The sequence below is a fragment of the Methylobacterium sp. CM6244 genome, assembly GCF_054817885.1.
Window position 1 is genome coordinate 3,803,413 of the sequence record NZ_CM139247.1, and the last position, 22,365, is coordinate 3,825,777.

At 69.0% G+C, this 22,365-nt stretch carries 24 protein-coding genes; 8 read left to right on the forward strand and 16 right to left on the reverse strand.

Annotated elements, in window-relative coordinates; genetic code table 11:
• Positions 1–42: 42 nt before the first annotated feature.
• The gene (locus ACYQML_RS17800; RefSeq protein ID WP_461233570.1) at positions 43–426 is read right to left on the reverse strand and encodes a hypothetical protein; all 384 of its coding nucleotides are present in this window, start codon (positions 424–426) and stop codon (positions 43–45) included.
• The gene (locus tag ACYQML_RS17805; RefSeq protein WP_056453735.1) at positions 423–1,340 is read right to left on the reverse strand and encodes a hypothetical protein; all 918 of its coding nucleotides are present in this window, start codon (positions 1,338–1,340) and stop codon (positions 423–425) included. The genes ACYQML_RS17800 and ACYQML_RS17805 overlap by 4 nt, the downstream gene beginning before the upstream one ends.
• 244 nt (positions 1,341–1,584) lie before the next feature.
• Here ACYQML_RS17805 and ACYQML_RS17810 point away from each other — a divergent pair, with 244 nt between their 5' ends.
• From ACYQML_RS17810 to ACYQML_RS17820, 3 genes are all read left to right on the forward strand, one after another.
• A complete protein-coding gene (locus ACYQML_RS17810; RefSeq protein ID WP_461233571.1) occupies positions 1,585–2,172 on the forward strand; it encodes a nitroreductase family protein in 588 nt (195 codons plus the stop codon).
• An 8-nt stretch (positions 2,173–2,180) separates the two neighbouring features.
• Positions 2,181–2,792 carry a flavin reductase family protein gene (locus ACYQML_RS17815; RefSeq protein WP_461233572.1) on the forward strand — a complete coding sequence of 204 codons (612 nt, stop codon included), beginning with the start codon at positions 2,181–2,183 and terminating at the stop codon, positions 2,790–2,792.
• Between the two features lie 181 nt (positions 2,793–2,973).
• Positions 2,974–3,432, forward strand: coding sequence for a hypothetical protein (locus ACYQML_RS17820; protein WP_461233573.1), 459 nt, complete (start codon positions 2,974–2,976; stop codon positions 3,430–3,432).
• A gap of 60 nt (positions 3,433–3,492) precedes the next feature.
• On the opposite strand, the gene ACYQML_RS17825 is transcribed toward ACYQML_RS17820, so the two are convergent.
• Both ACYQML_RS17825 and ACYQML_RS17830 read right to left on the reverse strand, forming a co-directional pair.
• Positions 3,493–4,173, reverse strand: coding sequence for an aldolase/citrate lyase family protein (locus ACYQML_RS17825; protein ID WP_461233574.1), 681 nt, complete (start codon positions 4,171–4,173; stop codon positions 3,493–3,495).
• A 52-nt stretch (positions 4,174–4,225) separates the two neighbouring features.
• On the reverse strand, positions 4,226–5,143 hold the full coding sequence (locus tag ACYQML_RS17830) for a LysR family transcriptional regulator (protein ID WP_461233575.1): 918 nt from the start codon (positions 5,141–5,143) through the stop codon (positions 4,226–4,228).
• A 99-nt stretch (positions 5,144–5,242) separates the two neighbouring features.
• On the opposite strand from ACYQML_RS17830, the gene ACYQML_RS17835 reads away from it, so the two are divergent.
• The 4 genes from ACYQML_RS17835 (at position 5,243) to ACYQML_RS17850 (ending at position 10,236) form a co-directional block, all read left to right on the forward strand.
• Positions 5,243–6,412: an MFS transporter gene (locus ACYQML_RS17835; protein WP_056425596.1), complete on the forward strand. Its 1,170-nt coding sequence runs from the start codon at positions 5,243–5,245 to the stop codon at positions 6,410–6,412.
• A 116-nt stretch (positions 6,413–6,528) separates the two neighbouring features.
• Positions 6,529–7,668, forward strand: coding sequence for a lytic transglycosylase (locus ACYQML_RS17840; protein WP_056425593.1), 1,140 nt, complete (start codon positions 6,529–6,531; stop codon positions 7,666–7,668).
• On the forward strand, positions 7,665–9,275 hold the full coding sequence (locus ACYQML_RS17845; protein ID WP_461233576.1) for a DUF2336 domain-containing protein: 1,611 nt from the start codon (positions 7,665–7,667) through the stop codon (positions 9,273–9,275). Before ACYQML_RS17840 ends, ACYQML_RS17845 begins: the two co-directional genes overlap by 4 nt.
• A gap of 67 nt (positions 9,276–9,342) precedes the next feature.
• The gene (locus ACYQML_RS17850; protein WP_461233577.1) at positions 9,343–10,236 is read left to right on the forward strand and encodes an EamA family transporter; all 894 of its coding nucleotides are present in this window, start codon (positions 9,343–9,345) and stop codon (positions 10,234–10,236) included.
• A gap of 201 nt (positions 10,237–10,437) precedes the next feature.
• On the opposite strand, the gene ACYQML_RS17855 is transcribed toward ACYQML_RS17850, so the two are convergent.
• Positions 10,438–11,208, reverse strand: coding sequence for an NAD kinase (locus ACYQML_RS17855; RefSeq protein WP_207411194.1), 771 nt, complete (start codon positions 11,206–11,208; stop codon positions 10,438–10,440).
• 86 nt (positions 11,209–11,294) lie between these two features.
• On the opposite strand from ACYQML_RS17855, the gene cutA reads away from it, so the two are divergent.
• On the forward strand, positions 11,295–11,615 hold the full coding sequence (gene cutA, locus ACYQML_RS17860) for a divalent-cation tolerance protein CutA (protein ID WP_461233578.1): 321 nt from the start codon (positions 11,295–11,297) through the stop codon (positions 11,613–11,615).
• Between the two features lie 102 nt (positions 11,616–11,717).
• Here the strand turns inward: cutA and ACYQML_RS17865 are convergent, their stop codons facing one another.
• The 11 genes from ACYQML_RS17865 to crtI form a co-directional block, all read right to left on the reverse strand.
• Positions 11,718–11,885, reverse strand: a complete 168-nt coding sequence (locus ACYQML_RS17865; protein ID WP_156467719.1) for a hypothetical protein — start codon at positions 11,883–11,885, stop codon at positions 11,718–11,720.
• A 222-nt stretch (positions 11,886–12,107) separates the two neighbouring features.
• Positions 12,108–12,305: a hypothetical protein gene (locus tag ACYQML_RS17870; RefSeq protein WP_056425576.1), complete on the reverse strand. Its 198-nt coding sequence runs from the start codon at positions 12,303–12,305 to the stop codon at positions 12,108–12,110.
• A 210-nt stretch (positions 12,306–12,515) separates the two neighbouring features.
• Positions 12,516–13,811, reverse strand: coding sequence for an oxalate/formate MFS antiporter (oxlT, locus tag ACYQML_RS17875; RefSeq protein WP_056425573.1), 1,296 nt, complete (start codon positions 13,809–13,811; stop codon positions 12,516–12,518).
• A 135-nt stretch (positions 13,812–13,946) separates the two neighbouring features.
• Entirely contained in the window at positions 13,947–14,123 is a 177-nt protein-coding gene (locus ACYQML_RS17880; protein ID WP_461233579.1) for a hypothetical protein, read from the reverse strand.
• A 311-nt stretch (positions 14,124–14,434) separates the two neighbouring features.
• On the reverse strand, positions 14,435–15,589 hold the full coding sequence (locus ACYQML_RS17885; RefSeq protein ID WP_311274598.1) for a glycosyltransferase family 2 protein: 1,155 nt from the start codon (positions 15,587–15,589) through the stop codon (positions 14,435–14,437).
• Positions 15,586–16,338: a lysophospholipid acyltransferase family protein gene (locus ACYQML_RS17890; RefSeq protein WP_461235748.1), complete on the reverse strand. Its 753-nt coding sequence runs from the start codon at positions 16,336–16,338 to the stop codon at positions 15,586–15,588. The genes ACYQML_RS17885 and ACYQML_RS17890 overlap by 4 nt, the downstream gene beginning before the upstream one ends.
• 59 nt (positions 16,339–16,397) lie before the next feature.
• The gene (locus ACYQML_RS17895; protein ID WP_461235749.1) at positions 16,398–17,942 is read right to left on the reverse strand and encodes a phytoene desaturase family protein; all 1,545 of its coding nucleotides are present in this window, start codon (positions 17,940–17,942) and stop codon (positions 16,398–16,400) included.
• A 180-nt stretch (positions 17,943–18,122) separates the two neighbouring features.
• Complete coding sequence (locus tag ACYQML_RS17900) at positions 18,123–19,328, reverse strand: ABC transporter permease (RefSeq protein WP_056425560.1); 1,206 nt, start codon at positions 19,326–19,328, stop codon at positions 18,123–18,125.
• Positions 19,325–20,302 carry an ABC transporter ATP-binding protein gene (locus tag ACYQML_RS17905; protein WP_419952655.1) on the reverse strand — a complete coding sequence of 326 codons (978 nt, stop codon included), beginning with the start codon at positions 20,300–20,302 and terminating at the stop codon, positions 19,325–19,327. The genes ACYQML_RS17900 and ACYQML_RS17905 overlap by 4 nt, the downstream gene beginning before the upstream one ends.
• Positions 20,303–20,313: 11 nt before the next feature.
• Positions 20,314–20,700, reverse strand: coding sequence for a DUF2141 domain-containing protein (locus ACYQML_RS17910; RefSeq protein ID WP_461235750.1), 387 nt, complete (start codon positions 20,698–20,700; stop codon positions 20,314–20,316).
• A 38-nt stretch (positions 20,701–20,738) separates the two neighbouring features.
• Positions 20,739–22,346: a phytoene desaturase family protein gene (crtI, locus tag ACYQML_RS17915; protein WP_056425549.1), complete on the reverse strand. Its 1,608-nt coding sequence runs from the start codon at positions 22,344–22,346 to the stop codon at positions 20,739–20,741.
• Between the last annotated feature and the right edge of the window lie 19 nt (positions 22,347–22,365).

Sequence of the window (22,365 nt, forward strand, 5' to 3'; positions counted from 1 at the left end):
GATCGATTCAGGAGGAGGCCGCAGGATGGAGCCGAGAAAAAGTCATCCCTCGCAATTCGCGGCGAGCAGCGCCAGAATGCGCTGGAAACCCTGATACTGCTCCATGCTGGACGGGTGCCGGATTTCCGCCGCGTCGGGGAGAATGCCGGCAAATCCCGATCCGGTATCGGCGACGAAGGGGCGCGGGCCGACATGGACGCCCATCCGGTTGGTCACGTCGACCTCGCCGCAGACGGCGCCCGCCTTGCCCGGTCGCAGCCGGGAATAGCGTGCCTCGGCCGGGCTCTTGAGCCCCTTGCCCAGCAGCGCCGTCGTGGCGGCGGCGACCTCCGCTCCCACCGTCGCGTCGGACCCGTCGGTGATGGTCTGCGCCGTGGCGGGCACGGCGGCGAGAAGGACGACGGACACGCAGACGGTCCGGATCATGACGCCTTCGCCACCACTTCGATGTCGCGGTCCATCCCGCTCTCGACCTTGAACTCGCGGGTGTAGACCTGCCCGTCATGGCGGGCGATGAGGACGTAGTCCCCCTCGGCCAGGGTCACCTGCGGGAAGGCGCCGATCGCTTCGCGGATCGTGTCGCCGCCCGGCGTCAGGACGCTGAAGGCGGTGCCGGCGAAGGCCTCTGCCCCGGGCGCGGCCACGAGCTTGAGGGTCACCGTGGCGGCCCGGTGGTTGAGGGTGGCGTCGGTGACCTTGCCGTTCTCCACCTTGAGGTCGGCACGCTGGATCGCGTTCGATTCCCCATAGTTCGAGACCACGTGGTAGGTCCCCTCCGGCAGGCGGATCAGCTCGCCCGCCTTCACGCCGCTGCGCACGAGGCGCCCTTCCGAATTGGTGCCGATGGGCACGAAGACCGAAAAGGCGAGTTCGGCGGGGGCGATCTTCATGTCGCCGATGGCACCAGAGAGCTTGAGCGCCCCCGCGGTGATCGTCAGGCGGTCGCTGAGTGCCGCGCCCGCCATGGTGATGCGCTTCGAGGCGCTGGCGAAGCCGTAGGTGACGGTGGCGACGTAGGTGCCGGGTGCCAGGGTGAAGCTCGGATCCGCCGCCTCGGACCGCGCGACGATGTTCGGCCGCACCCCGTCGGACCGGTCCTCGTAGATGCGCCAGGCGAGGCCGGACCGTACAGGCTGGTTGCTGCCCGCGAACAGGGCGGTGAGGGCGAGCGGTGCCTCGCCCTCGACAGGTGGGCTCGGCAATTGCGGTCCCGTGATCGAGGGGGAGGGCAGGGCCGGACCGTTGCGACCGCCGAACGGGTCGCGCTCCTGCGCCTGCGTCGGAAACGCCGCCATCGCCATGGCTCCCGTCACCGCGAGCGCGCGCATTACCGGTCCCATCCGCTATCTCCTTCACGGCGCCACCATGCACGGGGCCGCCATGCATGTCGGCGATTGCCAAGCTGCGGACCGCACGGCATGTTTTCGCTTGTCGACCGTCACCGTGCCGAATGCGACATCCCGCTTTGTATCCGGACCGTGGCGGCTCCAAGGCCGAAGCTTCCTATCGATCGCCGAAGCGGCTCGCCTCAGACCAGCCGCCCGGCGGTGCCCCCACGTCCCTCATTCGCGCCGAACAGGTTCCATGGACACCATATCCGACATTCCGCGGAACGACACGATCGACCTCCTTCGCGTCCGCCGTTCGGTTCCGCCGGTCAATCTCGAGGGCCCGGGTCCGAACACCGAGGAGCTCGATGCGATTCTCACCATCGCGTCCCGCGTACCGGACCACGGCAAGCTCAGCCCCTGGCGCTTCCTGGTGATCGAGGGTGAGGCCCGCCTGCGCGTGGGCGACACCATCGCTGAGGCCTATGCGGCGGATCATCCCGACGCCGATGCCAAGCGCCTCGACCTGGAGCGCCACCGCCTCGCCCACGCCCCCCTGGTGGTGGCCGTCGTCTCCAGCGCCGCCCCCCACGTCAAGATCCCGGAATGGGAGCAGGTGCTGTCGGCGGGCGCCGTCTGCATGAACCTCGTCGTCGCGGCCAATGCGGCGGGCTTTTCCACCGCCTGGCTGACCGAGTGGTTCGCCTACGACCGCCGCATCCTCGACGCGCTGGGTCTCGACCCGCGCGAGAAACTGGCCGGCTTCATCCATGTCGGCCACGCCCGCGAGGTCCCGAGCGACCGCCCGAGACCCGTCCTGTCCGACATCGTCACACGAGTCTGAGCGGCGCCATGCATTACGATTCCGAGAACCGCACCCTGCCGCACAACCCGCTGAAGGCCCTGGTGGCGCCCCGGCCCATCGGCTGGATCAGCGCGATGAACAAGCAGGGCCACGTCAACCTTTCCCCCTATTCCTACTTCAACGCCGTCGCCACCGGCCCCGACATGGTGATGTTCTCCTCCTTCGGTCGCAAGGACGCGATGACCTTCGCGGAGGAGGGCGGGGAGTTTGTCTGCAACTTCGCCACCTTCGGGCTGCGCGACGCCATGAACGCCACCTCGGCCCCCCTCGCCCGGGGCGACAGCGAGTTCGTCGCGGCCGGTCTGACGCCGGTGCCCTCGCGCAAGGTGCGTCCGCCACGGGTGGCGGAATCCCCCGCCGCCCTGGAATGCCGGTGGCTCCAGACCGTGCCCCTGACACCTCTCGACGGCAGCGAGGCCAGTCACTTCCTGGTGATCGGCCAGGTCGTGTCGATCTATGTCGACGATGCCTTCGTCAAGGATGGCCGGGTCGATACTGGCGCGATGCACCCGCTCCTGCGCGGTGGCTATTTCGACTATTTCAGCGTCACCGACGAGGCACGTTTCGAGTTGAAGCGCCCTCCCGGAGCGGGTCAGTAGCCTCGTCTCAGCCTCTATCCCGCGAGAGGTGCAAGCTCAGCCATGGACGAGGGCGGCCGGGGAGTGCTCCGTGCCAAAAAGGGAACCAAGGCCGGGGCCGAATGCTTAATGGCCCGAGCCGCCGTGGGGCAGCTCATTTCCGCGAACCGCCTGAGGGGGCGCTCGCAGAGGTCTGCATCGTATGATCGTCAAGCTCACTGTACCGCTCCTCATCGTCGCCGGTCTTGCGACTCCCGCCCTGGCACAAGCCACGAACCGCCCGCCGACCATGCTGATCCATGGCAATTACTGCGGGCCCGGCAACAATGCCCCACTCCCGCCCATCGACGCCCTCGACGCGGCCTGCGCCCGGCACGACGCCTGCACGCCGGATGGCGGGCTACCCAGCAAGGCCTGTAACCTGCGTCTCCAGCGCGAGGCCGCGCTGGTGTCACGCGACGTGCGCCAGTCCGACGATCTCCGCTCGCTCGCCGGCCTGATCTCGGTGACCGCCTCGATGATGCTGGCGGATACGGCACCGCGTTCCACCCCCGCCACTACGGCGACCCCCGTCAGCCACGACGTCGTCTCGCCCGAGGGCCAGCGCGGGCCGGATGCTCGGGCCGTGTCGGCGGTCGAGGACGGCGAGGACGCCGAATAGGTCGGCTCCGAAGCGCTTTCACGCTGAAGCGCCACTTCCCCGGCATCGTCCGCCGCCGCGTCAGCTGTCGGCGGACGATGCCGGGGATAAAAAGCTGAATGCCTTGACGAACCCTGCCTGATCCGGCTCGAAGACGAGTTTGGCCTCGAACCCGTCCTCCCATGCCGCCGCGACCTCACCGGCGAAGTCGCCCCCGGGCAGGCATGGCGTATCGATCGCCGTGACCCTCGCCGCCGCGGCGGCGAGGCGAACCAGGGCGCGGACCTGAGCGAGGGGCGGTCTCAGCGCGCCGCCGCCATCACGGGTGGTGGGCGCTGCGATTTCCGCCTTCATGGCCGCTGCGTCCCAGGCGATGCCGACGAGGCGCTCCCCTGCATCCGCGAGGGTGTGCAGGGCCAGCGCGCCCCTTGCCGTGTCGATGAAGGCGAGGATCTGCGTCGACCCGTCGGCCAACCCATGTATCGCCTCCTCGACGGCGAGCCGCGCACCGAGGCGCGTGACATCTCGGGCGCCTTCGCAGCGGGACAGCACGATGCCGTCCGGTGCCACGGCCATCATCGCCGAGAGATCGCGTTCCAGTTCGCATGAGCGCAGGTAGAACAGCGGCGCGCCCTGCCGGCGCTCGGGGAAGAAAGCCGGCGATGCGAGGCCCGTCACGTCCACGATCAGCGCATGCGCGTCGCTCGCCATCGCCGCCGCGACGGCTCGTGCGTCGCCAGGGACGATCAGGAATGCGCGCATGACGGCCTCTCCCGTATTCCGGCGCGGGACGTCCGATCGCTGCCGATCACCTTCATGAAACCGGTCCCTGGCTACGGCCCATGCGCTCGGCGAGGAAGTCCACCAGGACCCGGATGCGGGCGGGCATGGCCGGGCCGCCGACGAACACCGCATGGATCACTTCGCGATCCTGGGGATTGTACGCCTCCAGAAGCGGCACGAGGCGGCCCGCCGCGAGATCCTCCGAGATATGGAAGGTGCCGACACGGGTGACGCCGATGCCCTGTAGGGCGAGTTGCACCAGGGTCTCGCCGTTATTCGCCGCGATGTTGCCGCGCACCGCCAGGAGGTGGTCGCGCCCGTCCTCGCGGAACGGCCAGCCCGGCTCGATCCGGCGAAAGTTGAAGTCGAGGCAGTTGTGGCCGGCTAGATCCCCCGGAACCCGTGGCGTGCCGGCCCGGGCGAGATAGGCGGGCGACGCCACGACCATTCGCCCGGTCTCGCCGAGGCGCCGGGCGGTAAGGGGGCTGTCGGCCAGCGGCCCGAACCGGATCGCGAGATCGGTCCGCCCGCCGCTCACATCGGCGATCTCGTCGCTGAGGTCGATCTCTACCACGATCCCCGGATGGCGGGCGACGAAATCGCCGATGAGGGGAACCACCACACGCCTGCCATGGGCCATCGAAGCGCTGACGCGGACCCGGCCGCGCGGGCAGCCCTGGTCGGCGATCTGTGCTTCGGTCTCGTCGAGATCGGCGAGGATCCGCCGCGCCGCCCGGGCATAGGTCTCGCCCTCGGCGGTCAGGTGCAGGGAGCGCGTGGTACGCACGAGGAGCCGGACGCCGAGCCGGGATTCGATGCGTGCCACCACCCGGCTCACGGCCGAGGGGGTGAGGCCGAACCGGCGCGCGGCCGCCGACAGGCTACCCTCCTGAGCCACGGCGAGGAAGACCGCCATGTCTCCGGCCCGGTCGACCTTGTCGCGCAGCATTGATGCCTCCGGCGCACGGATGTTGGTCCCAGCACGATACTACCAGGGAGAGGTGGTATCCGCCATGTGCTGTTCCGGAACAGACGGAAAGTACGAATCATGAGACTCAACCTTCCCCTGCTGGCGCTGTCGGCCGGTGCCTTCGGCATCGGCGTCACCGAATTCACGCCGATGGGCATGCTGCCGCTGATAGCGAACGACCTGCAGGTCTCGATCCCGGCGGCGGGTCTCGTCGTCAGCGCTTATGCGATGGGCGTGCTCATCGGCGCACCGTTGATGACGTTGGCCTTCGCCCGAATGCAGCGCCGCCGCCTGCTCGTCGGATTGATGGGCATCTTCACCCTCGGCAACCTCCTCTCGGCGGTGGCCGACAGCTATACGATGTTGATCGTCGCCCGCCTCGTCACGTCCCTGAACCATGGCGCGTTCTTCGGGGTCGGGGCGGTGGTGGCGGCGGGCATCGTGCCGCCCGAGCGCCGCGCCGCTGCCGTCGCCGCGATGTTCTCGGGGCTCACCATCGCCACCATCGGCGGCGTGCCGCTGGCGGCCTGGGTCGGGGAGATGCTGGGCTGGCGCGCGGCTTTCTGGGGTATCGCCGCGGTGGGGGCCGTGGCCATGCTGTCGCTGCGCCTGGCTCTGCCGCCTCTCGAGGCCGAGGCCGGTGGCGACATGCGGGCCGAACTCCGCGTCCTGATGCGTGGGCCGGTGCTTGCCGCCCTCGCCCTCACCGTGCTGGGGGCGAGCGCGATGTTCACGGTGTTCACCTACATCGTGCCGATCCTGCGGATCGAGACGGGAGCCGCGACGCCGTTCGTGACGGCGATGCTGGTGCTCTACGGAATCGGCCTCACCGTGGGCAACTGGGCCGGCGGGCGCTTCGCCGATCGCTCGGTGGACGGCACACTCGTGGCCTCCCTGGCCGGCTTGGTGGCGGTGTTGGTCCTTTTCGCCTGGGGCATGCGCTGGGAGATCCCGGCCGCCATCCTGATCTTCCTCTGGGGCGTCGCCAGCTTCGCCCTGGTGCCGCCGCTGCAGATGCGGGTGATGGAGAGGGCACAGGACGCGCCCAACCTCGCCTCGGCCATGAATGTCGGCGCATTCAACCTCGGCAACGCCATCGGTGCCGCCCTCGGCGGAGGCGTGATCGATGCGGGCCTCGGCTATCCGGCCGTCCCCCTCGCCGGGGCTGCCATGGCCGCTGCCGGCCTCGCGATGCTGGTGGCCCTGCGCCGGGGGCGGCGCGGGTTGGCGGAACCCGTATCGTCCTGAAACTTATACAGGTTCGGGACGGCGCGAGTGGCGGTTCCTTTAACCTTTATTTACCATAACCGGAACAGATTAAGGCTTAGGCCGACATCGTCAGGTCCGCCTGCAGCCGGACGGTCATGTTCCTCTTCACGACGCCCCCCGCCAGCACTCGCGAGACCGGCCTCGGCCGGGACGCGGGCACACGGAACGGGGCGACCACGGGAACGGCCGCCGGATCGGCTTCGGCGGGCGTGGTCGATGCGATCCGCAGCGGCGCGCGCAGCACCGGCACCGAATTCGACTACCTTCTCGCCACGGCCAAGCGCGAATCCTCCCTCGACCCGTCGGCCAAGGCCGCCACGTCCTCGGCCACCGGGCTGTTCCAATTCATCGAACAGACCTGGCTCGGGACGATGAAGAATGCGGGGCCAAAGCTCGGCCTCTCGGCCTATGCCGACGCCATCACCGCCCGGCCCAACGGCACCTATGCGGTCGAGGACGCCACCACTCGCCAGACCATCCTGGATCTGCGCCGTGACCCTGCGGTGGCGGCCACCATGGCGGGCGCCCTGACCCAGCGCAACGGCGAGGCGCTCACCGCCGCCCTCGGGCGCGAGCCGACCGGCGGCGATCTCTACGCCGCCCACGTTCTCGGCGCACGGGGGGCGGCGACGCTGATCGGCACCGCCCAGGCGAGCCCGGCGCGCGCCGCCGCCCTCGACATGCCGGAGGCGGCCGCCGCCAATAGGAGCCTGTTCTACGACAAGACCGGCCGGCCCCGCGGCGCCGCCGAACTCTACGCGCTCCTGTCCGCCAGCCAATCCGCGTCGCGGCCCGCCCCCACGGCCCTGACGGGTGCAGCTGTCGAGCCGGCCTCCACCACCGATCCCGTCTCCGCCTATGCGGCCATCGATGGCGGCGGATTGCGGGCCCTGTTCCAGACCGACAAGCGCCAGGGGGCGATGTCCGAGGGGGTCGCCCGCCTCTGGCAGGGCAGGGCCACGTCACCATCGCCGGAGCCGGTGCGCAGCGCGCCGACCTATTTCCCGCGCTCGGACGGGACGGGAGAGACGGCCTCCGTGACGGCCGCAATCCCCGCGGAGCCGGCGAAGGTCGTGGCGACGGCCTCGCCCACCGCCGCCACGGCCACCGCCCTCGTCGGCGCACCGCTGCCCCCGCGCCGACCCGCCGAGTTCACGGCCGCCGCCCGGTCGGCCGGACACTTCGCCTCCAAACCTCTCGATCTCTCACTCTTCGCGACCCGGAGCGGTCAATGATCATCCGCCAATTCCTGTCCTGGACCCGTGACGCTTCCATCGACCGTCGCGCGGAGGCCGCGGCGGCGCTGACCCGGGCCTATCTCTATGGCGGGCTCGATGCCGGGGCGGCGCGCGACGCGCAATCGGCGATCCTGGCGCTTCTCGACGACCCGGCCCTCGCCGTGCGTCGGGCCCTGGCGCAAGCCTGCGCCGGTTGCGCCACCGCGCCCCGATCGCTGGTCGTGGCTTTGGCGGGCGACCATCCCGACATCGCCGCCCTGGTCCTGCGGCGCTCGTCCGTCCTGACCGATGCGGATCTCGTCGACGGCATCGCCGTCGGCTGCGAGACCACCCGCACCGCCATCGCCGGCCGGCTCGGCCTCTCCCACGCGGTGGCCGGCGCCATGGCCGAGATCGGCGGCGTCCCTTCGCTCACCACCCTGGTGCGCAACCGCAGCGCCCGCATCACCACCGGCAGCCTGCTGCGCATGGTGGAGCGGCACGGCGACGATGCCGGCCTCAGGAACGCCCTGACGCTACGGGCCGACCTGCCCCTCGAAGTGCGGCAGGCCGTCACCGCCCGTGTGGCGGCATCGCTCTCGGCCTTCGCCATCGCCTCGGGCTGGCTCACCCCTGCTCGTGGGGAGCGGGCGAGCCGCGAGGCCCTGGAGCGCAGCACCCTGGAGGTGAGCGCCGGTGCCGACGGGGCGGATCTCGCGCGCCTCGTGAGCCATCTCCGCATCCGGGGACAGCTCAATGCCGGCCTGATCCTGCGGGCGATCCTGTCGGGCCGCATGGCCTTCGCGGAGGCGGCGCTGTCCGACCTCACCGGCCTGAAGGCCGACCGCGTGGCTGGGCTGATGCACGACCCTTCCGCCTCGGGTTTCGCCGCCCTCCACCGCCGCGCCGGATTGCCGCCCGTCCTGCTGCCCGCCTTCGCCGCCGCGCTCTCGGCCTGGCGCGAGGCCGGTTTCCAGGCCGAGCCGGGCCAAGCCAAAACCAGCCAAGCCAAGCCCGGCAATGCCACCCTGTCGCGCCGGATGATCGAGCGCGCGCTCACCGCCTGCGAGACCATGCCGCTTGCGGAGGCGCAGAGCGTCATGGCTCTTCTCGCCCGCTACGAAGCCGAGGCCGCCCGCGAGGAGGTTCGCGTCACTGCCAAGGCCATGGAAGAGAAGGAGAGCCGGGAGACCCGGACACGGATGCAGATCCTCGACGCCGAATGGCGCCTGGCGCAGCAGCTCGTCTCTCCCCGGCCGGCCCAACCCACACCGCTGGTTCTCCAGCCCGTCCGCATCGACGCCGTCACCATCGAGCAGGGGCAGGCGATGGAATCCGTGCTCGATGCCCTGTCCGACGGGCTCAGGGCGAGTGTGCGCGAGGCGAGGGCGCAGGTCCGCCCGCTCGCCGCCGCGCCGATCGATCTGACTGGCCACGACCTCGTGACGATCGACGTGCCCTCCATCGTCGTGTTCCAGCCGGAATTCGACATCGTACCCGACGCCGTGCGGATCGAAATCGGCGTATCGCCGACCCACGAGGCCGATGCGATCCTGGATGCGATTCCCGGCGCCCTGATCGCCAGCTACCGCGCCGACCGCGACCGAATGCGTCTGGCAGCCTGACCTGACGGGGTGCGACCGGCCTTCAACGGCCGTCGCTCCTTCGCCCTCATCCGGCTATGAGGGCGGCATGACAGGCACCGACACCAGAGCCCTTCTTTCCGGCCTCGCCCCCGTGGCTGCCCTGGTGGGCTCGATCCTCTCCCTCGTGATCGGCACCTCCTTCGCCAAACAGCTGTTCCCGGTCATCGGCGCAGAGGGCACCTCGGCCTACCGCGTCACCCTGGCGGCGGTGCTGCTGCTCGCCGTATGGCGGCCCTGGCGCCGGTCGCTCAGCCGTCGCGATGCCGGTGTGGTGGTGCTCTACGGGTTCGTGCTCGGCTGCATGAACCTGCTGTTCTACCTCTCCCTGCGGACGATCCCGCTGGGGCTCGCCATCGCCATCGAGTTCGTCGGGCCTCTCACGGTGGCGGTGGCCTCGTCACGGCGCGCCGTCGATCTGGTCTGGGTGGCGCTTGCTCTGCTCGGCCTGTGCCTGTTGCTGCCCCTGGATCGGGCGAGCGCCGGCCTCGATCCCCTCGGCGTCGCCTTTGCGCTGGGCGCCGCCCTGTGCTGGGCGCTCTACATCCTCGTCGGCCAGAGGGCGGGGCACCTGCCCGGCGGGCAGGCGGTCGCCCTCGGCATGAGCGTGGCGGCCCTGGTCATCCTGCCCTTCGGCATTGCCGGCGCGGGTACGGCGCTGCTTTCGCCCTCCATCGTCGTGGCCGGACTCGCCGTGGCGATCCTGTCGAGCGCGATCCCGTATTCCCTGGAGATGGTGGCGCTGCGGGGCCTGCCGCGCCAGACCTTCGGCATCCTGCTCAGTCTCGAGCCGGTCTGCGGCGCGCTCGCCGGTTACCTCATCCTCGGGGAGCGTCTCACGTTCCTGCAGGGAGCGGCCATCGCCTGCATCATGACGGCGTCGGTGGGCAGTACGATTGGCGCCTACCAGGCGAAGCGGGCGGATCCCAACCGATCGGCATGAACGAGAAAACGTATGTGATACGGAGATTTGCGAGCGGTTGTTCTTGCGGCTGATGATGAGATGAGCCGCTGACATTCCAGGCGACCGGAAAAGCTGCTGGTCGTGACAGGTACGCTCACGCGAGACGCACCGATCGCGGCAGGAAAGGCCGTGTCCCGTCCCCGAGCTCTTGCGGGCGTTCCTGTATATGCCGCCGGCGTATCAGCCGAACTGTTCGCGAAGAATCCGCTCGTCCAGGCTGTGGCCGGGATCGTGGAGGAGGGTGAGGTCGGTCTTGAGGTCGAGCCAGGTCTCCACGGTGCAGACCCGGCGGAACTCGGTGTGGTCAGCTACCGCCGCCACCGGGCGATGCGCCGCGTCGAGCACTTCCACATGGATGCGGGCGTGATCCGGTAGCAGGGCTCCGTGCCAGCGCCGGGGGCGAAAGGCCGAGATCGGTGTCAGCGCCAGAAGCCGAGAATTCAGGGGCAGGATCGGACCGCCCACCGAGAGGTTGTAGGCGGTGGAGCCGGCGGGCGTCGCGCAGAGCACGCCGTCGGCGATGAGCTCGGGCAGGCGCACATGTCCGTCCACCGAGATCTTGAGCTTGGCGGTCTGGTGCGTCTGGCGCAGCATGTAGACTTCGTTGATGGCCCGCGCCGTGTGCCGGCGCCCTTCCACGTCCACGGCTTCCATGAGCAGCGGGTGGATGGTGCTGCGCTTGGTGCTCTCCAGCCGTTCGAGGAGGTTGTCCTCACGGTACTCGTTCATCAGGAAGCCGACGGTGCCGCGGTTCATGCCGTAGATCGGTATGCCGGCCAGCATGAAGCGGTGCAGCGCCTGCAGCATCAGCCCGTCGCCGCCGAGCGCCACGATCACGTCGGCTTCTTCGGGGGCGACGCTGTCGTAGCGCCGCATCAGCGTATCCGCCGCACCGCGCGCATCGGCGGTGGGGCTCGCGATGAAGGCGATCCTCTGGAAGCGCCGCGCCATGGGTGATCGTCCGCTCGTGTTGACGCCGGGCTCGACCGCGCGCCTCATTCCCCTCGGAACAGGCCGCAGACCGGGAGACCCATAGCATGGAGCGTCCGCTTCTCGTCTACACCACCTTTCCCGATGCCGAGACGGCGCTCGCCATCGGTGAGGAACTGGTGCGCGCGCGGCTCGCCGCCTGCGTCAACGTCCTGCCGGGAATGCGGTCGGTCTATGCCTGGAAGGGCGCGGTGGAGCGGGGTGACGAGGTCGTCGCCATCCTCAAGACCCGGGAGGGGCTCGCAGACGACCTCGCCGCCGCGCTGAAACAGCGCCACCCGTACGAGACGCCGATCATCCTGCATCTGGCGACGAGCGGGGCGGATGCCGGCACTGCGGCGTGGATCCTGAGCGAGACCAGCGGTTGAGGCGCGTGCGGTCACCATCCCGCCGGGCATGAAAAACCCCGCCTCGGCTCAGCCTGGCGGGGGGAAACGGTACTGGACGGGTGCCGATCGATCGGCGTCGGCTCAGGCGGCCAGACGGTAGGAGGCCTGGGCGTTGTCGTTGATGGCGACGAACATGCCGGCCGAAGTCGTGTTGGAGACCGGCTCAGCCGATTCGGGGCGGTCCGTGAGCAGCGCCAAAGCAGGGCCGACGGCGACGGCGGCGAGGCCGAGGATGAACAGAGCGATCATGAAAGGAGCCTCTCTTGCAGCTGCAATGAAGCCTATATCGCACCGCACAATGGTGTTTGGTATATCACATTCCGTATGACGGTTATGTTCCGGACGCGGATCTGCGGATGAAGTCCACTCTGCGGTCGCACGAGGGGCCAGCCGGTCATCGGAAGGGGGCGTGAGTGTCGGGATTGGGACGGGGGGCGCCGTTCCGGTGCCTGTAACCTGGCTGAGGGCGTCTCAGCGATGGTTGCCGCCGGACACGCCGGGCATCAGCGGAAGTGCATGATAGCCGTCGCCGAAGATGATGATCGATAAGGTCAGGCCTAAGGCCGCTACATACAGCACCGCGAAGAGGTCGCGGTTGGCACCGGCCGTGGCGAGCACCAGGGCCGCGAACGGAATGCTCTGCAGGGCGAGGATGGCGGCGATGTTCATCTCGGGCACTCCGGCGATAGCCGAGCAGAGTTGGACATGACGGCGCATGGGGCAACACGGGGGCGGCGGACAGGATGGCGCACCGTGTGCCGGGCCGGAGATGGCGCTCCTCGGAGGGGCGCCATCGGGGCCGGTCGCTGAAGGAGCCGGTCATTGGCTCCTTCGGTCGTGCCGGGCTCGCCCCGCCGGTCGGGCGGGACGAGCCGGGGATCAGGCGTGGGCCAGGGCGCCCGCCGGAGTGACCGAGCCGTTGGCGACGTGGTGGCGCTTGAGCATTGGCCGGAGGACGGCCACGGCCAGGAAGGCGGCGAAGAGATCCATGACCGCCACGGTGTACAGCACCGTCGCCCAGGTGCCGGTGGCCTGCATCAGCAGGTTGCCCACCGGGACGAACAGGGCGGCGAAACCCTTGGCGCAGTAGAGCACGCCGTAGATCTTGCCGATATGCTTGGAGCCGAACGTGTCGGCGGCCGTGGCGCTGAACAGCGAGTAGACCTCGCCCCAGGCCAGGAACACGATGCCCGACAGGATCACGAAGGCCCAGGGGTTCGACCCGAAGTAACCCAGGGCGACGATTCCGATGCCCTCCATGGTGAAGGCGATGAACATCGTCTTCTCACGCCCGATCCGGTCGGAGATGTAGCCGAAGAGCGGCCGCGAGATGCCGTTCATGATCCGGTCGAGCATCAGTGCGAAAGGCAGGGCCGCCATGGCGAAGAAGTACAGGTTGACCTGGAACTCCTTCACGCCGAGATCCTGCGCGATGACGCCGAGCTGGGCCACGGCCATCAGGCCGCCGGTGACCGTGCAGGTGAACATGAGCAGCATCACGTAGAAGACCGGCGTGCGCAGGGCTTCCCCGAGGGTGTAGTCGCGCCGGGTCTGCAGGACCTTGGTCGAGAAGATGACCTGGTCCTTGGCCGGGGAGCGCAGGCCGATGGCGGCCAGCATGATGACCGCGCCCTGGATCAGGCCGAAGATGAAGAAGGCCTGGGCGTAGCTGCCGTGCGAGATCATGCTGGCGATCGGCAGGATGGTGAGGGCCGAGCCGGCGCCGTAGCCGCCCGCCGTCAGGCCGACCGCGAGGCCGCGCTTGTCCGGGAACCATTTCAGGGCGTTGTTGATGCAGGTGGCGTAGACACAGCCCACACCGATACCGCCCGCCACGGAGCCGAGATAGAAGCCGGTGAGCGAGGTGGCGTAGGAGTTGATGACCCAGGCGAGGCCGGTCATCAGACCACCGAACATCACGACCCGGCTCGGGCCGTACTTATCGATGAAATAGCCTTCAATCGGGGTCAGCCATGTCTGCACCACGACGAAGATCGTGAACGCGACCTGGATCGCGGCGCGGTCCCAGCCGAACGTCTTCTGAATTTCCGGGACGAACAGAGTCCAGGCGTACTGGATGTTCGCCGCGGCGACCATACAGGCAACGCCGAGAATAAGTTGGAGCCACCGCTTTGAAGGTTGCACCGCTATGGGCGCGGTCACGGACGTCGCCATGAGCTTTCTCCCTGATCATGGACATGGATACTTGAAGGCTTGGTGGTCGAGGCACCCCAGCGCATCGGCTTCCTTGGCCGCGGCAAGTGATCGTCGAGATCAGAGGTCGCTGGCTGGTATTCAGTATTTGGCATATCAGATTGGCTTGCAAGCACCATAATGCATGAGCCGAAAAGGATTCATCCAGAATTCGCGAAATTTTGCTCCGAAACGCCTCACGGATGAGCAGGATTTTTCATCCACCACAGTCGGGAAAAATAATTTCACCGGCTTGGCCGCGACGATGACGGGAAGGCAGAAGATCGAAGCCATCGCATTCCGAGCTGTTTGACCGGCACGGGCAGGCTATGATCGGATCCCTGTCGGGGTAGACAATGTCGTGCCGCGTAGATCCGAGTATTCGATCTGCATAAATTATAAAACCAAGAGTTTTTTGATATTTACGTCAAAAAAAACAAACACTTGGTATACTTCGTTCCACGCTCCGGCGGTCTCCGGTTCAGCCGACGCGTCGTCGTGATGCCGGGCCGATCCTTTGGTCGCCGGGATAGAAATCCTGTGCGCGGCCGGCCAGCCGGGGAACAGCCGGCAGGCGACGGTACCGCTTGAAAACCCGGCCTCGCCTACGGCTGGGAATGGGGCGTCTTCGTCCCCTTCACCGGATAGCTCCGCCCCTTCCACACCGCCGCTCCGGCGCGCTTGGGGTGCAGCAGCACGTTCCACTGGATCGCCAGGGCCACTACCACCCCGAGCGGGTGGAGGAGGATGGTCGCGGCCGGCTCGTGGGTGATGAGGGTGATCGCCGCGCGGGTGGCGAGCGACACGACGAGGGCAGCGAGCGCCACCAGCCCGGCCGTCGGAGTCGCGAGGCCGAAGGCGGCGGCGAGAACGAGCAGCAGCGGCAGGACATGACCCGCGAGCAGGAGCAGCGTCCAGACGGGGAGGGCACGGGGCGTGGCCATACCCTCATGGGCGTTCTTCGAGAAGCCGGCCCAGGATTCGGCGAGGTTCCGGTACATCCGGCAGGTGGCGAGCGCGTGCCCGGCCACGAGGTCGGTCCGATGCCCGGCATGGCGCAGGATCCGGGGCAGGAACACGCCGTCATGCAGGAGTCCGCGGATGGCGCCGTGGCCGCCGGTCTCACCGTAGACGGAGCGGTCTATGAGGACGAGCTGGCCGCAGGCGGCGCCGAGAGCCGGACGGAGCGAGGCGCGCATCATCGGCACGGGGAGGTAGCCGACGAGGAGGAAATTGATCATCGGCACGGTGAGCCGCTCGCCCAGGCTGCGCATGATCTGACGCGGCACGGCGCTCACCAGGGCGGCCCCGGTGGCACGGGCATGGGCGACGAGCCCTGCCGCGGCACTGGGCGCGAGGGAGACGTCCGCGTCGATGAAGAGGAGCTGCCCGCCCCTCGCCTCGGCCGCGAGGGCAGCGCAGGCGTGGTTCTTCCCCGTCCAGCCCTCGGGCAGGGCGGGCACGGGGACCAGCCGGAGCCGGGGATCGGTCTCCGCCAGGGCGCGGACGAGGCCGGCCGTGCCATCGGTGGAATGGTCGTCCCCCACCAGCACCTCCACGGCGATGCCGGTGCTCGCCAGGGCGGCCCGCACCGTGTCGACGATGGTGCCTTCCTCGTCGCGGGCGGGGATCAGGATCGAGACCAGCCCGTCCTGCGCCGCTTCCGGCTCCGGCGTGCGCAGGGCGATGAGGTTCGCGCAGGCCAGGATGGCGGGGAGGAGGGCGAAGGCGAGGGCGACGAGCGCCAGGACGAGGGTCACGGGGCTCTGTCTCCCTCGGGGCGATGGGCGGGGTCGAAGCGGCGACCGGTGAGGATAGCCCGCATCCGGCGCCAGCCGTCATAGATTCCGCCGATACCCTTGCCGCCGGAGGTCAGGGTCGTGAAGCGGTCGGGCTCGCGGGCGACGACGTCCGCGGAGAGCCGGTCGAGGGTGGCGGTCAGGTCGGCCTCCATCCGGGCCAGCCGCTCCGGCCGGGGCAGGGCGAGGAGGTCGGCACCCCGCACCGGCGTGCCGAAGGCCGCGAAGGCTTCAGCGCCTCGCTCTTCCCAGAAGGCGTAGTCCAGGGCCAGGGGCACGAACAGCGCGTCCGGGGCGATCTCGGGGAGTCTCGCCACACCCGCGCGCAGGTCGAGCGGGCGGGCGCGTACATCGACGAAGCGTCCCTGCGCCGTGATCCAGAGCATCTGTCCGGGCGCGCCGAGGATCGCGCGGGAATGGGCAAGGAACTGCGCCGCTCCACGCAGTGACTCGAGATCCACCGGAAACGCGCCGATTCGCCCGAAGACCGCGTATTTCTCCAGCGCCGCCGCATCGAACGGGGCGTGGCTCGTCCGCTCGGGAAACAGGCGGCCGGCCAGGAGGATCACCACGGCCGCGTCCCACCAGGACGGATGGTTGAGGACGACGACGATGGGGCCGGCATGACCGGCACAATCCGGCGCGCCCCAGCGGGCGAGCCGGAGCGCGTTCATGTGCCGGCGCAGGAAGCGGTCGAAATACCCGACCATGAACCGCCAGATCAGCGGCGAATGACGGGGAGCCGGTCGGGCCGGGGACGCCGCTGGCCTCACGCGCTCTGCCGTACCTCGCTACCGGTCGCCCCACCCTGCCGAGCGTCGGAATCGAGCGCGTCGGCGGCGATCCAGCCCGACATCATCACCATGGGCATGCCGGGGCCGGGATGGGCCGCGCCGCCGGCGAGATACAGGCCGCGTACCTGCCGCGAGCGGTTGCCCGGCTTGAACGCGCCCATGAACTTGCCGTGCGAGGCGAGGCCGTAGATCGCCCCGTTGAGCACCTTGTAGCGCTCGTGGATGTCCTGCGGCGTCAGATGGCGCTCGACGACGATGCGCTCTTCGAGATCCGGCATGTTGCCCGTGCGCTTGAGCTTGTCGAGGATGACCTGGCGGTAGGCCGGGAACATCTTGGACCAGTCGTGGTGCGGCCTCAGGTAGGGCGTGTGGACGAGGACGTAGAGGGCCTCGCCGCCTTCGGGAGCCACCGATGGGTCGGTGGAGGAGGGGGCGGCGAGATAGGCGGTCGGGTCCGGGGCCGGCTCGCCCTTGCGGTAGATGTAGTCGAACTCCTCCTCCGGATCGCGGGAGAAGACGAAATCGTGGTGGTTCAGGTGCTCGTAGCGCTTGTTCAGACCGAGATAGAGCACCACGCCCGAACAGGCCGGCTCGAAGTTTTTCTTCTCGTAGGCCTTGCCGACATCGCCGCCGACGAGCTCGCGGTAGGTCCGCACCGAATCCATGTTGGAGATCACCGCGTCGAACGGGGTGATGCCGGCGGCGGTCTTCACGCCCTTCACCGTGCCCTTCTCGATGGCGAGCCCGGTGACCTCGTCGCCAGGCCGCAGGGTGGCACCGAGTTCGGAGGCCAGCTTCGTCAGCGCCTCGGCCACCGCGCGGGTGCCGCCCATCGGGTACCAGACGCCCTCGGCGGTCTGCATGTGGGCGATGGCGCAGAGCACGGCCGGCGCGCCGTAGGGGGACGAGCCGACATATTGCACGAAATGGTCGAGCATCTGCGCGAGGCGCGCATCCTTGACCTTCGAGCGGATGGTGCCGGCCACCGACGAGCCCATGCGGAGGGAGAGCACGTCCCGCAGGGTGCCGGGATTCATGTTGGCGCGGATGTTGATCGTGTCGAACAGATCTTCCACCGGCTTCCAGAAGAAGAACTTGTTCGAGACGTCGTGCAGGTGCTCGGAGATTTCGAGGAACTTCTTGTAGCCCTCACCGGCGCCCGTATTGGGCGCGAAACGCTCCATGTCGGCCGCCATGGTGGGCACGTCGGCCATGAGGTCGAGATGGGTGTTGTCGTCGAAGAAACAGCGCCATTGCGGATCGAGGCGGCGCAGGTCGAGATAGTCGTGGATGTTGCGGCCGGCCTCCTGGAAGATGCGCTCCAGCACCTTCGGCACCGTGAGGATGGTCGGGCCCATGTCGAAGCGGAATCCGCCTTCGTGCAGCACCGCCGCTTTGCCGCCGAGCCAATCGTTCTTGTCGTAGAGAGTGACCGTGTGGCCGCGCGCCGCGCTGACGCAGGCCGCCGCGAGGCCGCCCAACCCTGCGCCGACCACGGCGACCGAAGACCCGACCCGCATGTTCATCGTCACTCCCTGGGCCCGGCCGATGCCGTGCCTCACGGGTGAAGCTAGACCGGATCGCCGCGCGGTCAACGCGCTAACCGGTCGCGCCGCCGGAGTTATCGCCCATTTCAAGGCCGAGAGCGGGGATTGCAGGTCCGGGTCGGCCAGTTCTAGGCTGGAGTGACGTCCGCAGGCTCACACCACCCGGCGCGCCACCAACCCCACGGCGGCCACGAGGCCCAAGGCCGCCACGGTGATCATCACCCCCCAGGCCGGCATGGCCGCGGCCATGCCTTCGCCGAGCGCCGTCTGATAGGCTTCGATCGCCCAGGCGTTGGGGGTGAGCCAGCCGACCTGCTGCAGCCAGGGCGGCATCAGGAAGCGTGGGACCATGCTGCCGCCCACCGCCGAGAGCAGTAGAACGCCGAAGGTGGAGGCGAGATGTGCCTGCTGGCGGGTATTGGCCGCCGCGCAGGCGGCGAGCGCCAACCCCGCCGCCATGGCCGAGACGAGGAACGAGGTGACGATCCAGGCCGGCCAGTGCGGGCCGATCTCGACCCCGTAGACCAGGGCGGCGGCGGCGAAGATCAGCCCGGCCTGGACCACGCCCTGGATCACCAGGAACAGGAACTTCCCCACCACCACCACAGCGAGCCCTCCGGGCCCGGCCATGAGCCTGTCGGCGAGGCCCGATTGCCGCTCCTCCACCAGGGACATCGCTCCCTGCATGGCCGCAAACAGCAGGAATACGGCGGTGATGGCGCCGGCATAATAGCTCACCCGCTCGTTGGTGCTGCCCGAGGCGGTGCTCTGGCGTTCCACCAGCGAGGCGAAGGAGAACGGCTCCTTGCGGGCGCGCTGCTCGGCGAAGGCCGAGTTGAGGAAGGCGCGTTCGTCCGGCCCGATCTTGCCCGACCGTTCCACGTCGGCGACGATCCGGGCGAGGACCACGTCGGGCAGGGCCTCGTTGAGGATGCGCTGCAACTGGCCGAGCGCGATCGGCGTGGCCAGGGCCCGGGCGGGGTTCTCGATGAGGATCACCGGCTGGGCGGCCTCGGGCGGGGCTCCGGCCACGGGCGCGTCGAGGTCGCCCCGAAGGACCAGGGCGGCGTCCACGTCCCCGCGCCGGACCGCGCTCGTCGCACCGGCGAGATCGGTGACCTTCAGACGCTCGATGCGCAGGGAGGTGTCGGCCTCCAGGGCCGTCATCAGCCGCTCGGTGGTCGCCGTGCGGGCGAGGTCGACGAGACCGAGATGGATGCGGATCCGGTCGCCGATGGCGCCCGAGAAGATCGCCGCGAAGATCATGAAGATCACGGTCGGCAGGACGAAGGCCATGACCAGGGCGGCGCGGTCGCGCCGCAGGCTGATCAGCATCACCCGGAAGGCGGCGGTGATCATGCCTCGTGTCCCGCGTGGAGGGGCATGGCCCGGCCCGGCCCGGCCCGGTCGAGGGCCTCGCGATAGATCGCGTCCAGGCCCGGTGCGCGGATGCGGATTTCCCCCACCGGCACGCCTTCCGCCCGCAGGCTGCCGAGGAGCGCGGTCCCGTCGAGCCCGGCCCTGTGGCTCGCCCTCCAGGTCAGTCCGGTATCGATAGGGGTGAATCCCGCCCGGCGCAGAGCGGCCACGGCGTCCGGGCCGGCGGGATTGGTGAGCGCCACCTCGTGCTCGGGCACTTCCGCGCGGATGCGTTCGAGGAGGAGGGCGAGCCGGCCTTCATGGATGAGCCGCCCGTCCGCCAGGATGGCGACCCGGTCGGCGAGGCGTTCGGCCTCGGCGAAATCATGGGTGGCGATGAGGATCGCGGCGCCCTGCTCCCGCAGGCGCGCGAGCACCGCATGAATCGCGGCGCGCGCGTGCAGGTCCACCCCCTGGGTCGGCTCGTCGAGGAGGACGAGGCGCGGCCGCGCCATCAGGCTCGCGGCGATATTGGCCCGGCGCTGGTAGCCGCCGGACAGGTGGCCCACCGGACGCCGCGCCACCTCGCCGAGATCGGCCAGATCGATGGCGGCCTGGACCGCCGCCTTGCGCTCGCGCCGGCCGATCCCCGAGAGCTGCGCGAAGACGGAAAGGTTCTCCGCCACGGTGAGGCGTGGATAGAGGGCGATTTCCTGAGGAACCCAGCCGATGGCGCGCCGTGCCTCGCGCTCACGGAACGGATCGGCACCGGCGATCCGCACGGTGCCGCTCTCCAGCGGCAATCGTCCGGCCACGATGCGCATGAGCGAACTCTTGCCGGCGCCGTTCGGGCCGAGCAGGGCGAGGGTTTCGCCAGCCTCGATCCGGCAATCGACGCCCCGCAGGACCCGATGCCCGCGATAGGCGAGGACGGCGCCCCGAACCACGACCAGGGGCTCCTGTCCCGGATTCATGAGTGGCGGGGTCAGCGGGGTGGCAGGGCGCGGACGAGGCGCACCCGCAGGGCGAGACCCGGTTCGCGCACGACGACGCGCGCACGGGCGAAATCCGGTCGCGCGCGCGCCGCCTCGCCGGAAAAGCCATAGGGTTCGAGGGGAAGGCCAAGGCCCGTCCGGTCGAGGCGACGATTGCCGTTGAGATCCTGATAGGCCGCCACCGCGTAGGCGCCGGGTTCGATCCCCGTGAGGATCACCCGCTGGCTCCTGCCGTCGGCGGGAACGTCCTGCCCATTGCGACACTCGGTCTCCGACAGGCCGCCCTGGCAAAGGGCGACGTAGACCGTGCCGGCCCCCGGCTCGATTCCCTCCACCACGACCTCGACGGTGGCTGCCCGCGCGGGATCGAGAGGCATGACGAAGGCCAGCGCCAAAGCGGTCGCGAAGAAACGCCTCACGAAGCTTCGCCCGACGTGGCGAGCGGCTGGGTGGTGGGGATGCCGGCGGCCTCCGCGCCGACGCGCCCGGCGGAGAGCTCCTCGATGAGGAGGCGGGCGGTGATGCGCGCGCCCTCGTAGATCACCGGCAGGCCCGAACCCGGATGAGTGCCGCCGCCCACGAGGTAGAGCCCTGGCCCGAAGCGGTTGTGAGGGCGGAAATACAACATCTGCATCAGGTCGTGGGCGAGGTTGAAGGTGGCGCCCTCATACACGAAGAAATCGTCCCGCCATTGCGACGGGTCGACGATACGCTCGTAGCGGATGCGATCCTCGATATCGTCGAGGCCGAGCAGCTTCAGCCGGTCGAGGACGAGGCGGCGGTAGCTCTCACGGGTGGAGGGCCAGTCGATCCCCGACTTCAGGTTCGGCACCGGCACGAGGACGTAGAGGCTGGTATGGCCGGCCGGCGCCATGCCGCCATCGGTGTAGCCCGCGTGCTGGACGTAGAGGGAGGGCTGCATCGGCAGGGTGCCCTCGGTGATTTCCCGGATGTTGCGGGCGTATTCCTCCGACAGGAAGATCGTGTGGTGGCCCAGCGCCGCCGGCACTTTCCCCTCGATCCCGAGATACATCATGAAGGTCGAGCAGGAGAGGCGGGCCTTGCCGATCTTGGCGTCGCGCCAGCGTGGGCGATGTGTCTGCGGCACCAAATCCTTGATGACCTTGGCGAAATCGCCGTTGATGACCACCGCGTCGGCCTTCAGGGTCTCTGTCCCGCAGACCACCCCGGTGGCCTTCTTGCCATCGAAGATCACCCGGTCGACCGAAGTGTCGAGGCGGATGTCCACGCCCATGCGGCGGGCGAGCCCGGCCATCGCCTCCGACACCGCGCCGCAGCCGCCGACGGGATGGTAGACCCCGTGTTCGTATTCGAGGAACGACAGGATCGTGAACAGGCTCGGGCACCGGAACGGCGACATCCCGAGATATTTGGTCTGGAACGCGAAGGCGAGGCGGACCCGCGGGTCCTTGAAGTAGCGCTGCAGGTCCTTGTCGACGCTGCGGCCGGGATGGAGGTGGGGGAGAGCGGCGATCATGGCCGGCGAGGCCATGGCGCGCAGGGTGTGGAAGGCCTGTTCCAGCACGGGCTTGAAGAATTTCAGCTTCACCCGGTTGTCGGCGAAGAACTTGCGGACGTTCTTGGCGTCGTCCGGGGCGATGCGGGCGATCTCCGCCTCGAGGCGCTCCATGTCACCGGTGGCACGGATCTCGCCCGAGACCCCGTTCCTGCCCTCCGCATCCTTACCCTCGAACACGAGGTGATATTGCGGATCGAGCCGCTCCAGCTTGACGTGATCCTCGAGACGCTCGCCGCATGTCTCGAAGATGTCGGCGAGGATCTGTGGATAGAGGAAGAAGGTCGGGCCGATATCGAAGCGGTAGCCGCCGGGCGCCTCCACCGTCTTGGTCCGGCCGCCGACGGCAGGGTCCTTCTCGACCACCGTGACGTGGATGCCCGCTCGTGCGAGGAGCAGCGCCGTTGCCAATCCCCCGGGGCCGGCGCCGACGATGATGACGCGGCGTCCGGACAAGGTCCGCATGCCATCCCGAGACTGAAGCAACGCGTTGAACTCCTTCGGC